The organism is Williamsia sp. (assembly GCF_016462415.1).
Classification (GTDB): domain Bacteria; phylum Actinomycetota; class Actinomycetes; order Mycobacteriales; family Mycobacteriaceae; genus Williamsia_A.
The window spans coordinates 7800-22258 of record NZ_JAEMTF010000069.1 but is presented as its reverse complement, the minus strand read 5'-3'; the positions used below and the strand labels follow the sequence as shown (position 1 = coordinate 22258).

Genomic DNA, 14459 nt, shown 5'->3' with positions numbered 1-14459 from the left:
TCGCCGTCGACCGCGCAGGCCGTGCAGGAGCTCGCGAACTACGAGTTCCGCAGCCCGGAGGCCAAGGCCGACTACGACAAGATCAAGGATCTGCTCGGCCGCGAGATGCTCGATCAGCGCTTCGAGGGGATGAAGCAGGCCCTCGAGGGCGCCACCGACGAGGACCGGCAGGCCATCACCGAGATGCTCGCCGACCTCAACGAGCTTCTCGCCGCACACAATCGGGGTGAGGACACCACCGAGAAGTTCGACGACTTCATGGGCAAGCACGGCCAGCACTTCCCCGATAACCCGCAGTCGACCGAGGAACTCATCGACTCGCTGGCCAAGCGTGCGGCGGCCGCGCAGGCGTTCTACAACTCGCTCTCACCGGAGCAGCGGGCTGAACTCGACCAGCTCTCGCAGCAGGCGTTCGGTTCGCCGGATCTGATGAACCAGCTCGGACAGATGGATTCGCAACTGCGCGAGGCCCGGCCCGACCTCGGCTGGGGTGAGTCCCAGCAGTTCGAGGGTCAAGAGGGCATGGGGATGGGCGAGGGTGTCGGCGCCCTGCAGGATCTCGCCGAGCTGGAGTCGTTGTCCGAGCAGCTGTCCCAGCAGTACAACGGTTCGCAGATGGAGGACATCGACCTCGAGGCGTTGGCCCGGCAGCTCGGCACCGAGGCCGCTGTCGACGCTCGCACACTCGCCGAGTTGGAGAAGGCGCTCAACGAGCAGGGACTGTTCAACCGGGATTCGGACGGCGCACTGAGGCTGTCGCCCAAGGCGATGCGTCAACTGGGACAGTCGATCTTCCGCGACATCGCCGACCAGTTGTCCGGGCGTGGCGGCGATCGCCAGACCCGACGCAACGGTGCCACCGGCGAGGCCACCGGATCCACCCGCGAATGGGAGTTCGGCGACACCGAGCCGTGGGACGTCACCGCCACCGTCGGCAACGCGGTGCGGCGCACCATCACCGAGAGTCCCGACAAGGCCACCGCCACGGGCGATCTCGCCCGACACGGCGTGCGGATCGACGTCCGCGACGTGGAGGTCTCCGAGACCGAGGCACGGACTCAGGCCGCCGTGGTCCTGCTCGTCGACACCTCCTTCTCGATGGAGATGGAGGGTCGCTGGACGCCGATGAAGCGCACGGCCGTCGCGCTGAACCACCTGATCAGCACGCGTTTTCGCAGCGACGAGCTCAAACTCATCGCTTTCGGTCGGCATGCCCGCAGCATCGACATCGCCGAGTTGACCGGCCTCGAGCCGCGCATGGAACAGGGCACCAACCTGCACCACGCGCTGCTGTTGGCGGGCAAGCACCTGCGCAAGCACCCGAACGCGCAGCCTGTGGTGCTGATCGTCACCGACGGTGAACCCACCGCACATCTCGAGCCCGACGGCGAGGCGTTCTTCTACTACCCGCCGCACCCGGCGACACTGGCGATGACGGTGCGTGAACTGGACAACGTCGCGCGAATGGGCGCCCAGGTCACCATCTTCCGGCTCGGCGACGACCCGAGCCTGGAGCGGTTCGTCGACCAGATCGCCCGCCGGATCGGTGGACGGGTGGTCGCCCCGGACCTCGACGGACTCGGCGCGGCCGTGGTCGGCGACTACCTCAGCTCGCGGCGGGGTCGTCGGCGGTAGTGGCCGGCGGAACGATCCGGGTCGGCACGTCCGGGTGGGTCTACCCGCCGTGGCGTGGCACCTTCTACCCTCCGAAGCTGCCACAGCGCCGCGAACTCGAACACCTGTCCTCGACGTTGAACTCGGTGGAGATCAACGGGTCGTTCTATGCGCTGCAGAAGCCGGACTCGTTCCGCAAGTGGTTCGACCAGACCCCGGATGACTTCGAGTTCTCGGTCAAGGGGCCGCGTTTCATCACGCACATGAAGAAGCTGGTCGACGTCGAGACGCCGCTGGCGAACTTCTTCGCCTCGGGCATTCTCGCGCTGGAGCACAAACTCGGGCCGGTGCTGTGGCAACTCCCACCGACCATGCCCTTCGATGCTGCTGTGCTGCAGCGGTTCCTGTCACAGCTGCCGCGCACCACGGCCGAGGCAGCGGAGATGGCGACCCACCACGACGCGCGTCTCGACGGCCGGTCGCTGACCGCCACCGACACCGACCGCCCGGTGCGTCACGCTCTGGAGGTGCGCCACCCGAGCTTCGTCGACTCCGACATCGCCGACGTGGTGCGAGCGGCGGATGTCGCACTGGTGCTGGCTGATTCGGCCGGCAAGTTCCCGGTCATCGACGAGGTGACGACCGACTTCGCCTACGCCCGACTCCACGGCGACGCCGAACTGTACGTCAGCGGCTACACCGACGACGCCCTCGACACCTGGGCGAAGCGTTTCCGTACCCGTGCCGCAACCGGCGACGTCTACGTGTACTTCGACAACGATGCGAAAGTCCGCGCACCGGTCGACGCACGGGGACTTCTCGACCGGTTGTCGTGACGGCGCTACTTCTTCTCGAACGTCGCCGGCTTGCGCTCGACCTCGACACCGCCCATGAGCGCCAGTCCGACCACCTTGATGGTGGGCGCGCCGGGGCGACCACGGCCGGCTGCTTTGTGGGAGAAACCGCCCATCACTCCGAGGCCGCTGATCTCCAGCGTCGCATCCTCCGGTACCAGCACCTCGATTCCGCCCATGATCGCGAACGCGCGCACGGTCAGGGTGGGTGCGGTGAACTCGACTCTGCGCAGGTCGATCTCCGCGCCACCCATCACCGCGAACACCTGCAGTTCGGAACCCACGGGCACGTTTCCGGCCAGCTCGGTTCCACTCATCACCGCGATCTTGGTGGTCACCGTCGATGCAGTCGACCCCGAACCCATCGAGTAGGCGGGTTTCTCGACGCCGAGGAGGTCGGGAGACGGTCCACCCGCGCGGGCGATGTCGGTGACGGGGAGGTCATCGGTGAGGACATCGAGTTCGCCGAACGTCGTCGCGGCCACGGCGCTCGACGCCCTGGTCTCGTACTCGGCGGGGGAGAGATGGCCCTGTGTCATGGCCGCGGCGAGGATGTCGTGCACCAGGGAGCGGTCGGCGTCGGATGCGCGCAGGCGGGCACGCTTGTCGTCGGGAGCGGGGGAGAGCGAGTCGGTCATATGACCGACGGTAACGAATTTCGGGCGCCGAGGACACGACAGATGTCATGAACCCGCGAACACCGGTCAGGCCAGCAGCAGCGCGATGAGCGCGATCGCCGGGATCGACGCGACGGTGGTGACCAGAGCGGTGTCGCGCGCGAGCACCACGCCGCGTTGGTAGCGTGAGGCGTAGACCAGCACGTTCTGTGCCGTGGGCAGTGCGGCGATGACGACCTGTGCGAACAGGCTGTGCCCCCGCTCGTCGAACACGAAGTAGGCGAGCGCGAAGACGAGCAGCGGTTGCACCACCATCTTCAACACCGACGCCAGCGCGACGTCACGGCGCGGACTCTCGCCTTTGCGCAGCACGGTGACACCGGTCAGCGACAACCCGAACGCGAGCAGCGCACCCGGCACCGACGCGTCCCCGAGCATCGAGATGGGTTCGAGAACCGCATGCGGGAGCGTCACGTTCGCCACCGACAGGATGAGCCCGGCCACGCCACCGAGCACGATCGGGTTGGTCAGCGGCGCGACGACCGTGTCGCGCAGGGTGATACGGCCCTTGCCGCCGCGCAGCGCGGTGAGATCGAGGGCGGTCAGAGCCAGCGGCGAGTAGATCATGATCTGGAACAGCAGCAGCGGCGCGACGAACGAGGCGTCGTCGAGGACGAAGATCGCGATCGGTATCCCGAGGTTCGCGCTGTTGACGTACGAGGACGACAGCGCCCCGATCGTTGCCTCCGGGATCTCCCGGTGCAGGACGGTGCGCGCGAGCACGAAGTACGTCAGCCCGATCAGCAGTGCGCTGCCACCGGCGATGACGAGGGTCGGGGAGAAGATGACCGACAGGTCGGTGGTGGCCAGGGAGTTGAAGAGCAGCGCCGGGGTGAGGACGAAGAACACCAGCCGGGAGAGCACCTGCTGCGCGTCGGGCCCGAGGACACCGGTCCGGCCCAACGCATACCCCACCGCGATCACGATGAAGATGACGGTGAATCCCTGGACGACTCCGGACACCCGTGGAGTCTAGTGGCCGATCGCGGGGCGTCTGACCGGTGCGCGACGTCCGCCGATCACACCGTGACGGCGGTAACAGTAGGGTGCAAAGGAGAGACCGAACACTCGCTCGGCGGAAGGACTGGAATGGATTTCGACGACACTCCCGAGGAGGCATCGTGGCGGTCCACGGTGCGTTCGATCATCGCCGACAACCGCGAGGCGCTCGGGCGTCGAGGAGCGGGACGCGGGTACGACGACCCGGCGGCGCGGGAGCGTCAGGCGCTGCTCTACGACAACGGCCTGGTCGGGGTCACATGGTCGACAGAGGCCGGTGGGCAGGGCGGCACGCCGATGCAGCAGGCCATCGTCGACCAGGAACTCTCTCGCGCCGAGGTGCCGGGTCTGGTCAACCTGATCGGCATCGGCATGTGCGGGCCGACGGTCATCGCCCACGGCTCGGAGTCGCAGAAGGAGCGCTACCTCAAGCGTCTGCTCCGCGCGGACGACCTGTGGTGCCAGCTGTTCAGCGAACCGGGGTCGGGCAGTGACCTCGCCGCGTTGCGCACCAAGGCCGTTCGTACCGACGACGGCACGTGGCGGATCAGCGGTCAGAAGGTGTGGACCACCCTCGCCCACGTCGCCGACTACGGCATCCTGCTCACCCGCACCGACCCCGATGTCGCCAAACACCGTGGGCTGACGATGTTCGTGGTCGACATGAAGGCGCCCGGTGTCAGCGTGCGGTCGCTGCGGCAGATGAGCGGCGGGTCGGACTTCAACGAGGTCTTCTTCGACGACGTCGAGATCAGCGACGACGAGCGTCTCGGCGAGGTCGGCAACGGCTGGGGCGTCGCACTCACCACCCTGATGAGCGAACGCATGTCACTCGGCGGCGGTGGCACCGACATCGGCGTCGGTGTCGGTGCGGTGGCCGACCACGTCGCCGCGCGCATCGCAGACCTGCCCGACGACCGCCAGGCCGTCACCCGCCAGCAGTTCGGACGGGCCTACGCCGAGTCGTTGGCCATCCGCTACACCGGCTACCGACAACTCTCGGCCATCAGCCGCGGCGAGATGCCCGGCCCGGAGGCGTCGGCGGGCAAGCTGGCCGGCACCCGTGTCGCCCGCGATCTGGCCGACCTGTCGGTCCGCCTGCTCGACTCCGACGCGGTGTTCGCCCGCGACTCCGGCGGCGACAGCACCTGGCAGGACTCGCAGGCGTCCCTGCCGGGACTGGCGATCGCCGGCGGCACCAACGAGGTGCTGCGCAACGTCATCGGCGAACGGGTCCTGGGCCTGCCCGCCGAACCGCGCGCCGACAAGAACATCCCGTTCCGGGAGACCATCGCGGTCGCCACGGGTGGCTCGGAATCCGCAGCCAAGGGGGCCACGGCATGAACTTCGACCTCGACGATCAGCAGCGCGATCTGGCCTCTGCCGCAGGCGATTTCCTCGCCTCGTCCACCTCGTTGTCGGAGGTGCGCGCCGCATTGGACGCAGCCGCCACCGACATCGCCGTCCGGCCGGGCCGAGACCAGCTGCTCAGCAGCGGATTCGCGACGATCACCCTGCCCGAGGAGGTCGACGGCGGCGGTGGGACGGTCCTCGATCTCGCTGTGGTCGCCGAACAGGCCGGCCGCGTGCTCGCGGGCCCGTCGCTGATCACCTACGCGCGGGCCGCGGTGTTGCTCGCCGGCGACACCGACCGTCTGCGGGCGCTCGCCGCCGGCGATCTGAAGGTCGCCGTGGTCGACGGGGGCGGCCCCGTGCTCGACGCCCTCGGGGCGGAACAGTTCCTCGCCCTGCGCGACGGACGCATCGTTATCGGTCGCGGCACAGTGGATCTGCCCGATCCGATCGATCCCACCCGTGGGCTGGGTCGGGTCGGCCTCGGTGATGTCGAGGTCATCGACGGCAGCGGTGCCGGCGAGGACGCACAGGCCCGCTGGGACCGCGCGCTGCAGATCGGTCGCGTCATCCTCGCGGCGGAGAGTCTCGGTGCGGCGGCCCGGTCGGTGGAGATCGGGGTCGCCTACGCCAAGGAGCGCCAGGCGTTCGGCCGGGCGATCGGGTCGTACCAGGCCGTCAAGCACGCACTCGTCGACGCCTACGTCGCGGTCGAGGAGCTGCGGTCGCTGGTGTGGTGGAGTGCCTGGGCGGCCGACAACGCGCCCGACGAACTGCCGATGGCGTCGGCGTCGGCCAAGGGGGTCGCGGCGATGGCGTCACAGCTGGCCGCCGAGACGCTGATCCAGGTGCACGGTGGCATCGGGTTCACCTGGGAGCACGACGCGCATCTGTACTGGCGACGCGCGAAGGTCGATCGGTTCCTGCTCGGTGACGACGTCGCCGCGTTCGATGAGGTGGCGCGGTTGGCGATGGCGGGTGCGGCCTCGTAGGCGCAGGTCTACGATCCCGCGCGCAGCAGGCCCTCCTGCGCGATCTCGGCCGCCAGGACGCCGTCGGCGGTGAACACCCGTCCGCGGGCCAGGCCGCGGCCGTCGCCCGCCCAGGGGGAGTCGAGGTCGAGCAGGAACCAGGAGTCGACCTGGACCGGCTGATGGAACCAGACGGCGTGGTCGAGGCTGGTGGGCCAGAGATCGCCGGCCGACAGCGCCAACGCATGCGGGCGCGTCGTCGGGTCGAGGACCGTCATGTCGCTGGCGTAGACCAGCAGGGCGGTCTGCAGGAGAGCGTCGTCGGGTGCTGATCCCTTGGCGCGCAGCCACATCCGCGATCGGTCGGTCTTCTCGCCGCGCTCGCGGGCTATCCGGGAGTGCGTCTCGGCGGAGCGGAACTCGAACGGTCCCATGCGCGTGACGGACAGACGCGGGTCGTCGAGATCGCCGAGGGTGACGGCGTCGTCGACGAGGTCGTCCGCACCCGGCACCGCCGGCATCTCGACCTGGTGGGAGACGCCGGGTCCGGAGACGGCGAAGGAGCACAGCATCTCGGCGATGCATCGATCGCCCTGGAGTACCTCGACCTTGCGGTGGCTGAACGATCGCCCGTCCCGGATCCGCTCGACGACGATGGTCAGCGGGATCGACGGATCACCCGCACGCAGGAAGTACGCGTGCAGGGAGTTGATCGAACGATCGGGGGTGACCGAACGCCCGGCGGCCACGACCGCCTGGGCGAGCACGAGGCCGCCGAACACGTGCTTGCTCGCGACAGCCAACGTCGAGTGGCGTGCGGTGAAGCGATCGTGTCCGGCGTCGGCCAGATCGAGCAGACCGACGAGTTCGGTCAGCTCGGTGTGCGCGGAGACGCGGGTTACCGTCCGGAGGTGGTGAAGGGCAGCAGGGCCATCTCACGCGCGTTGCGGATGGCGGTGGCGACCTGACGCTGCTGCTGCGGGTTCAGGCCGGTGACGCGACGGCTGCGGATCTTGCCGCGGTCCGACAGGAAGGTACGCAGCAGGGCGACGTCCTTGTAATCGATGTGCGAGATCTTCCGCTCGCGCAGGATGTTGCGCTTGGCGGCGACCTTGGTCGGCTTCTCGGAGCGGCGCCGGGTGGGCTTGGAGGCCATCATCAGTTCCTTCGTGGTAATCGTCTGCAACGTTGCGTTGAGCCGCCGTTCACACGGGGCGCAAACCAACATTGTGCCCCGTGGGAGGGCTTGAACCCAAAACCAGCGGAGTTTCACCAGCTGGATTTGGTGATCCCGGGCAGTTCGCCGTTGTGGGCCATCTCGCGGAAGCGGATGCGGGAGATGCCCGCCTTGCCCACGAAACCACGGGGCCGACCGTCGACCGCATCGCGGTTGCGCAGCCTGGTGGGGCTCGCATCGCGGGGGAGTCGTTGCAGTGCGAGCTGGGCCGCGGCGCGTTCGTCGTCGCTGGAGGTGGGCCTGCGGATGATCTCCTTGAGCTCGGCTCGACGCTGCGCCCAGCGCTCGACGACCACCCGTCGGTGCTCGTTGCGGTTGATCTTGGACTTCTTCGCCATCTATCGCTCCTCGCGGAAATCGACGTGCTTGCGGATCTTCGGGTCGTATTTCTTCATCACCAGTCGGTCCGGGTCGTTGCGTCGGTTCTTGCGGGTGACGTACGTGTAGCCGGTGCCCGCCGTCGACTTGAGCTTCACGATGGGTCGGACATCGGTGCTCTTAGACGCCATCAGACCTTCTCTCCTCGTGCCTTGATGCGGGCGACCACGGCGTCGATGCCGTCGCGGTCGATGGTCTTGATGCCCTTCGTGGACAGGGTCAGCGTGACCGTGCGTCCCTCGCTGGGCACCCAGTAGCGCCGCCGCTGGATGTTGGGGTTCCAGCGCCGATTGGTACGCACGTGGGAGTGCGACACCTGCTTGCCGAAGCCGGGCTTGCGCCCGGTCACCTGGCAGTGGGCCGACATGAGCCCTCCTCCTAGTTGGAAACGATTGTCGATAGTGCGTTACGCTAACACGCAAACGATAATCGTTTTCAACTGAGAGGACGTCTCTGTGAGTTCGCGTCGTACCCCCGTGGTCGTCGTCACCGGCTTCGATGCCGTCGCCGTCGACGCGGTGGCCCGCTCGGCGCAGACGCCGGGCACGGTCGTCGTGCACCACGACCTGGTCGAACTGTCGCTGGGCATCATCACGCGCACGATGCGCAGCCTCGATACCGATGGCGTGGTCCGGGCACAGGTCACCCGCATCGATCTCGACCACGGCTGTGTGTCGTGCGCGCTGCGGGAGGATCTGCTGCCGCTGTTGCGTGCGCTCCATCGCCGCGAGGGGGTCGAGCGGATCGTCCTGCAGCTCGATCCGCTCATCGAGCCCGAACCGCTGTGCTGGGCGATCGACGCGGTCGTCGTCGCCGACGTGCCGGGTGCGGTCGACGGGCCCGCCGCGCGTGACGTGCGGATCGAGGCCGTGGTGGGCTGCGTCGACGCGGGGACCTGGCTCACCGACGCGACCGGCGACACGACGTTGTCGGAGGTGGGGCTCATTCGAGACGAGGACGACGAGCGGACCGTCGCGCAGCTCGCGGTCGGGCACGTCGGCCACGCCGATGCCCTCGTCGTGCACGGTGTCGCCGAGGACGGCTGGCAGGCGGCACTGTTGATGGCGGTTCTCGCCCGACTCGCCCCGATCGCGCCCGTGCTGCTGGCGTTGCCCGAGCGGCCGATCACCGAGACGGTCGTGGGCACGCTGCTGGCCGCCGTCCCCGACACCGCGCGGCGCGGCGCCATGACCGGCGCCCACGATCCGTTGCTCCCCGGCCAGCCGCCGCTCGACGCCGACTGCGGTGTCCGTCTGGTCGAGTTCCACTCCGACCGGCCGATGCATCCCGGCCGACTCCACGACGCCATCGACTGCCTGTTGGAGGGGGTCGTCTGCTCGCGTGGACGGCTCTGGCTGGCGACGCAACCCGACGAAGCGCTGTGGATCGAGAGTGCAGGCGGTGGGCTCCGCGTGGCCACCGGCGGCCCGTGGCTGGCGGCGATGTCGGACGACGAGGTGGACGCGTGCGACCCCGAACGGGTGTCGATGGCGGCGCTGCGGTGGCATCCCGAGTTCGGTGATCGCGACACCAGCATCGTCGTGCTCAGCCTGCGGGCCGACCCGGCGTACATCCAGGAGACACTGCGCGGCGCGTGCCTGACCGACGTCGAGATGGCTGCCGGGCCGGCCGGATGGGCGATGTTCGACGACCCGTTCGGAAGCTTCCATCGCGACCCGTGCGTCGACGGCGAGGTCGTTGCCGACGACGCCGACGCCGCGTCGTCCGCCCATCCTGACCTGCAATGACCATCAACCAGAGAGGTCCACGACCATGAAGCCAGGCATGCACCCCGACTACCATCACGTCCTGTTCCAGGACTCGTCGACCGGTACGACGTTCCTCACCCGCTCGACCGTCACCTCCGACGTGCTTTTGGAGTGGGAGGACGGGAACCGGTACCCTCTTGTGGTTGTCGATGTCACGTCCGACTCGCACCCGTTCTGGACAGGTGCGACCCGCGTGATGGACACGGCAGGACGAGTGGAGAAGTTCGAGCGCCGGTATGGGCGCCGAGCACGTCCATCACAGGCTTAAGCAATAGATAGAAGGGCTCAATCATGGCTGTACCGAAGCGCAGGATGTCGCGGTCCAACACCCGCAGTCGTCGTTCGCAGTGGAAGGCCGACAACCCGGCCTTGCAAGAGGTGAAGGTCGGTGGCGTCAGCCAGCGCATCCCTCGTCGTCTCGTCAAGGCCGTCAAGCTCGGCCTGGTCGATCTCGACCGCCGCTAGGCACTAACACCACTTTTCGACGATCCGCTCCGCTTTCGTCCATCCGCTCCGGTTGCAACCGGAGCGGACTGACGCAAGCGGAGCGGATCGTTGGCTTTGGGGGACCATCAACAGTTCGGGGCGTCTGCACAGTTCGCTGGGGAGCGACGCCTTTGCGGAGGTGACGGTCCGTCGCGCCGGGGTCGAATGCCGTTATGGACGACTTCATCTTTGATGCCAACGGATTGATCCGACGCCGCACGCTGGTCGAGAGTGGTGTCGCCGACGACCGGCAACTGCGTACCGCGGTCAGCGCGGGCTCACTCGACCGGATCTACCGTGGCGTCTACGTCCCGCCGTCCGACCGCAACGATCCCGAGGCTCGCGACGAACGATATCGGACCATGGTCCTGGCCTCGGTGAGTCTCGGCGGGCCGGACAAGGCGGTCAGTCATTCCTCGGCCGCCGCCCTACACGGCATCCCGTTGCTCGCCGGCGACCAGAGCGCCGTCCATTTCACCGCAAACCGACCATCCGGCGGTCGTAAAAAGGGGCGGGCGTGCGTCCTGCACGCGGCCACCTTCGAACCCGACGAGGTCATGGAGGTCGGGGGAGTCCTCGTCACGACCCCGGCCCGGACCGCCGTCGATATCGCCCGGGCGGGTGCTTTCGCCCAGGCGGTGACTGCCTTCGACGGCGCTCTGCGACTCGGCGTCTCCCCGGATGAACTGCTCGAGGTCGTCCGACGGTGCTCCGGCCGCACCGGTGCTTCCACAGCGCGCCGCGCCCTCGCTGTCGCCGACGGTCGAGCAGCCAGTGTCGGTGAATCCTGGAGTCGTGCGCTCATGCACGGCTTCGGCGACATCCCGATTCCGGATCTGCAACGCGAGTACCGCACCGACGACGACGAGTTCGTCGGCGAGGTGGACTTCGACTGGTCCGGGAGACTGGTCGGCGAGTTCGACGGCCGAGGGAAGTACGGCCGCGACGGTACGTCGGCGGAGGCGGTGTGGCGGGAGAAGCGCCGCGAGGACGCACTCCGCGACCTCGGGCTGATCGTGATCCGGTGGGTGTGGGACGACTTGCGGTGCCCGGACCGATTCCACGCGCATCTGGTGCGCGGGCTCATCCGGGCGGGGTTGAGAAACTGAGCCCATCCGCTCCACCTGTGGCAATCCGCTCCGGCTGCAACCGGAGCGGATCGTCAGAAGCGGAGCGGATCGGGAGGGAAAGCGACTCTGTGCCCGGCATGTCTTAGTCGGCTCTCAGACGTTCGCGTCACACTGGACCGCATGCGCATCCTGGTTGTGGACGACGACCGTGCGGTCCGAGAGTCGCTCCGTCGGTCCCTGTCGTTCAACGGCTACACCGTCGAGACGGCCGGCGACGGGTTGGAGGCCCTCGAGCAGATCGCCTCCTCGCGTCCCGACGCCGTCGTGCTCGACGTCATGATGCCGCGACTGGACGGTCTCGAGGTGTGTCGCCGTCTCCGCAGCACCGGCGACGACCTGCCGATCCTCGTCCTCACCGCCCGCGACAGCGTCTCCGAGCGCGTCTCGGGTCTCGACGCGGGCGCGGACGACTACCTGCCCAAACCGTTCGCGCTCGAAGAGCTCCTCGCCCGCCTGCGTGCGCTGATGCGACGCGCCACCGAGGTCACCGCCGAATCCGAGACGATGACCTTCGCGGACCTGACGATGGACCCCGTCACCCGCGACGTCAGCCGCGGCGAGCGCCCCATCAGCCTGACCCGCACCGAGTTCGCGCTGTTGGAGATGTTGATGGCCAACCCCCGCCGAGTACTCACCCGCAGCCGGATCCTCGAGGAGGTCTGGGGCTACGACTTCCCGACGTCGGGCAACGCCCTCGAGGTCTACGTCGGCTATCTGCGACGCAAGACCGAGGCCGAGGGCGAGATCCGGCTGATCCACACCGTCCGTGGCATCGGGTACGTCCTGCGCGAAACACCGCCGTGACCGCACCGGGCCCGACACCCCGGGACATCGCGGGGCCGGAGGATCCGGGTCAGACGCCGCCGGGCTGGACGCCGGTGTCGCACGACCCCTTCGCCGACCCCGCCGCACAACCCCCACCGACCGCGCCCACCGACACCCGGTCGCAGGGCACGATGCGCGACGCCTCGCTCCTGACGCGCTCGATCTCGTTGCGACTGCGCGTCACCCTGCTCGCGGCGACGGTGGTGGGCATCGCGGTGGCCGTGATGGCGGTCAGCGCCTACGCCGTGGTCTACCGCGCCATGTACGCCGACGTCGACGCCCAGCTCGAGAACCGCGCGGAGGGCATGACCCAGCTCGCGCGCTACGGCGTTCTCGACGACGCGCCCGAGAACCTCGTCGCCGGGACCGTCTTCTCCACCGACATCTCGGTCGCACTGGTGATGCCGAGCGGTCGCGCCTTCCAGATCGGCGACGTGCCCTACGGCGCCGCCGAGCGGTCGGTCGTGATGGCCGGGGGCGCCACCACCACGTCCGCGTCGAGCCTGCGCACCGTGAACAACCAGCGCGTCCTGGCGCGAAAGCTGGTGGACGGCAACACCCTGATCATGGCCCAGAGCCTCGATCCCACCGACAAGGTCCTCGGCCGACTCGCCTGGGTGCTCGCGATCGTCGGCGGCTGCGGGGTCATCCTTGCCGCGGTCGCGGGTACGACGGTGGCGCGGGCGGGCCTGAGACCGGTCGCCCGACTCACCCAGGCGTCCGAACGCATCGCCCGGACCGACGACCTCAACCCGATCCCGGTGACCGGCAACGACGAACTCGCGCGGCTGACCCAGAGCTTCAACCTGATGCTCCGCGCGTTGGCCGAGTCGCGGGACCGACAATCGCGGCTCGTGGCCGACGCCGGACACGAGCTCCGCACGCCGCTGACCTCGATGCGTACCAACCTCGAGCTGCTGATCGCGACCAGCGCGCCCGGGGCGCCGCCCATCCCGGAGTCGGACATGGCCGATCTGCGTCACGACGTGATGGCACAGATCGAGGAGCTCTCGACCCTCGTCGGCGACCTGGTCGATCTCGCGCGCGACGACGCCCCTCAGGTGGTGCACGAGGAGGTCGACCTGTCGGAGGTGGTGGACCGCTCGCTCGAACGTGTCCGACGCCGTCGCAGCGACGTCGAATTCGAGGTCGGAGTGCAGCCGTGGTTCGTCTTCGGTGAGTCCAACGGGCTCTCGCGCGCGGTGCTCAACGTCCTCGACAACGCCGCCAAGTGGAGCCCGCCGGGACAACCGGTGGTGGTCCGGCTCCGTCAGATCTCCACCGAACGGGCCGAGCTCACCGTCGGCGACGCCGGCCCCGGCATCCCGTTCGAGGACCGCGCCCTGGTCTTCGACCGCTTCTATCGCTCCACCGCAGCCCGGTCGATGCCCGGTTCAGGGCTGGGCCTGGCGATCGTGCGCCAGGTCGTGGTCAAACACGGCGGACTCGTCTCGGCGGGCGAGTCGGATCTCGGTGGCGCGCTGATCCGCATCGAACTACCCGGGCGCCCCACGCCGATGGAGCAGCAGCCCCGCATCATCGACGCGTGAGCAGCGACAACGCCGTTTCACATCAGCAGAAGACGAAAATCGACCGGGCCGGCGCCGAGGATCTCGGATGCTCATGGAAAAAGGCGGGCTGGTCTCAGTCCCCTCTCAGGGCCATAGAGCACGGTTAATCTCATTGATCACCTCCATTGCGTGACCGCGAGGGTCACCACCACGTCGAAGGGCACTTCTCCATGACCGACAGCCAAAACGGGCCGGGTTCTGAGCACCAGCATGGGTCGGGATCCGAGCACGGCGAGTCGACCGGCGAGACCGGTTCGACCCCGTCGTCCGGTACCGGGGCTCACGGCCAACCGTCCGGTGATCAGTCGTCGACCACCAACCCCTACAGCGCGAACCCCTACGGCGGCGACGCGCAGTCGGGTTCCCAGTACGGAACGCCCCAGTACGGCGCGGGCCAGTACGGATCACCCCAGTACGGATCGGGGCAGTACGGAACCAGCCAGTTCGGCTCGACGCAGGGCGGTGCCCACGAGTCCGCCGACACCAGCCAGTTCCCACCGGCCGCCAACTACGGCCAGGGCGGCTACGGACAGTCCAGCGCCTACGGACAGAGCGCGCCCTACGGCCAGTACGGCCAGTCGCCGCAGTCCGGCCA

Annotated in this window: 17 protein-coding genes and 1 pseudogene; 11 read left to right on the top strand and 7 right to left on the bottom strand. The window is 68.4% G+C overall.

The window, feature by feature from the left end; all coding sequences use genetic code 11:
* The coding region (locus tag JHC79_RS16090; protein ID WP_296392593.1) for a VWA domain-containing protein at nt 1–1635 on the top strand (1635 nt) is incomplete at its 5' end.
* Complete coding sequence (locus JHC79_RS16085; RefSeq protein WP_296392590.1) at nt 1635–2450, top strand: DUF72 domain-containing protein; 816 nt, start codon at nt 1635–1637, stop codon at nt 2448–2450. The genes JHC79_RS16090 and JHC79_RS16085, both read left to right, overlap by 1 nt.
* 5 nt (nt 2451–2455) lie before the next feature.
* Here the strand turns inward: JHC79_RS16085 and JHC79_RS16080 are convergent, their stop codons facing one another.
* Entirely contained in the window at nt 2456–3106 is a 651-nt protein-coding gene (locus JHC79_RS16080; protein WP_296392588.1) for a DUF1707 domain-containing protein, read from the bottom strand.
* Nucleotides 3107–3172: 66 nt separating this feature from the next.
* On the bottom strand, nt 3173–4108 hold the full coding sequence (locus JHC79_RS16075) for an AEC family transporter (protein WP_296392586.1): 936 nt from the start codon (nt 4106–4108) through the stop codon (nt 3173–3175).
* 126 nt (nt 4109–4234) lie between these two features.
* On the opposite strand from JHC79_RS16075, the gene JHC79_RS16070 reads away from it, so the two are divergent.
* Both JHC79_RS16070 and JHC79_RS16065 read left to right on the top strand, forming a co-directional pair.
* Nucleotides 4235–5488 carry an acyl-CoA dehydrogenase family protein gene (locus JHC79_RS16070; RefSeq protein ID WP_296392584.1) on the top strand — a complete coding sequence of 418 codons (1254 nt, stop codon included), beginning with the start codon at nt 4235–4237 and terminating at the stop codon, nt 5486–5488.
* Nucleotides 5485–6489 (top strand): acyl-CoA dehydrogenase family protein, encoded by a 1005-nt coding sequence (locus JHC79_RS16065; RefSeq protein ID WP_296392582.1) that lies wholly within the window; start codon nt 5485–5487, stop codon nt 6487–6489. The genes JHC79_RS16070 and JHC79_RS16065 overlap by 4 nt, the downstream gene beginning before the upstream one ends.
* A gap of 8 nt (nt 6490–6497) precedes the next feature.
* Here JHC79_RS16065 and JHC79_RS16060 read toward each other — a convergent pair whose 3' ends face one another.
* From JHC79_RS16060 to rpmB, 5 genes are all read right to left on the bottom strand, one after another.
* A complete protein-coding gene (locus tag JHC79_RS16060) occupies nt 6498–7271 on the bottom strand; it encodes an acyl-CoA thioesterase domain-containing protein (protein WP_296392581.1) in 774 nt (257 codons plus the stop codon).
* A gap of 95 nt (nt 7272–7366) precedes the next feature.
* Nucleotides 7367–7624, bottom strand: coding sequence for a 30S ribosomal protein S18 (gene rpsR, locus JHC79_RS16055; protein ID WP_188490986.1), 258 nt, complete (start codon nt 7622–7624; stop codon nt 7367–7369).
* Between the two features lie 113 nt (nt 7625–7737).
* Nucleotides 7738–8043: a 30S ribosomal protein S14 gene (gene rpsN / locus JHC79_RS16050; RefSeq protein ID WP_296392578.1), complete on the bottom strand. Its 306-nt coding sequence runs from the start codon at nt 8041–8043 to the stop codon at nt 7738–7740.
* Nucleotides 8044–8214 (bottom strand): 50S ribosomal protein L33, encoded by a 171-nt coding sequence (rpmG, locus tag JHC79_RS16045; protein WP_188490984.1) that lies wholly within the window; start codon nt 8212–8214, stop codon nt 8044–8046. It lies immediately after the preceding gene.
* Nucleotides 8214–8450: a 50S ribosomal protein L28 gene (gene rpmB, locus JHC79_RS16040; RefSeq protein ID WP_188490983.1), complete on the bottom strand. Its 237-nt coding sequence runs from the start codon at nt 8448–8450 to the stop codon at nt 8214–8216. Before rpmB ends, rpmG begins: the two co-directional genes overlap by 1 nt.
* An 88-nt stretch (nt 8451–8538) precedes the next feature.
* Between rpmB and JHC79_RS16035 the strand changes: the two genes are divergently transcribed.
* From JHC79_RS16035 to JHC79_RS16005, 7 genes and pseudogenes are all read left to right on the top strand, one after another.
* Nucleotides 8539–9831, top strand: a complete 1293-nt coding sequence (locus tag JHC79_RS16035; RefSeq protein WP_296392575.1) for a GTP-binding protein — start codon at nt 8539–8541, stop codon at nt 9829–9831.
* Between the two features lie 25 nt (nt 9832–9856).
* Entirely contained in the window at nt 9857–10120 is a 264-nt protein-coding gene (locus JHC79_RS16030; RefSeq protein ID WP_296392573.1) for a type B 50S ribosomal protein L31, read from the top strand.
* Between the two features lie 23 nt (nt 10121–10143).
* The gene (gene rpmF / locus JHC79_RS16025; protein ID WP_188490980.1) at nt 10144–10317 is read left to right on the top strand and encodes a 50S ribosomal protein L32; all 174 of its coding nucleotides are present in this window, start codon (nt 10144–10146) and stop codon (nt 10315–10317) included.
* Nucleotides 10318–10511: 194 nt separating this feature from the next.
* Nucleotides 10512–11447, top strand: a complete 936-nt coding sequence (locus JHC79_RS16020) for a type IV toxin-antitoxin system AbiEi family antitoxin domain-containing protein (RefSeq protein WP_296392570.1) — start codon at nt 10512–10514, stop codon at nt 11445–11447.
* Between the two features lie 141 nt (nt 11448–11588).
* Nucleotides 11589–12272, top strand: coding sequence for a response regulator transcription factor (locus JHC79_RS16015; RefSeq protein WP_296392568.1), 684 nt, complete (start codon nt 11589–11591; stop codon nt 12270–12272).
* A 152-nt stretch (nt 12273–12424) separates the two neighbouring features.
* Nucleotides 12425–13843, top strand: a complete 1419-nt coding sequence (locus tag JHC79_RS16010) for a HAMP domain-containing sensor histidine kinase (protein ID WP_296392595.1) — start codon at nt 12425–12427, stop codon at nt 13841–13843.
* Between the two features lie 191 nt (nt 13844–14034).
* Nucleotides 14035–14459 (top strand): annotated as a pseudogene (locus JHC79_RS16005) (hypothetical protein); the annotation flags it as partial.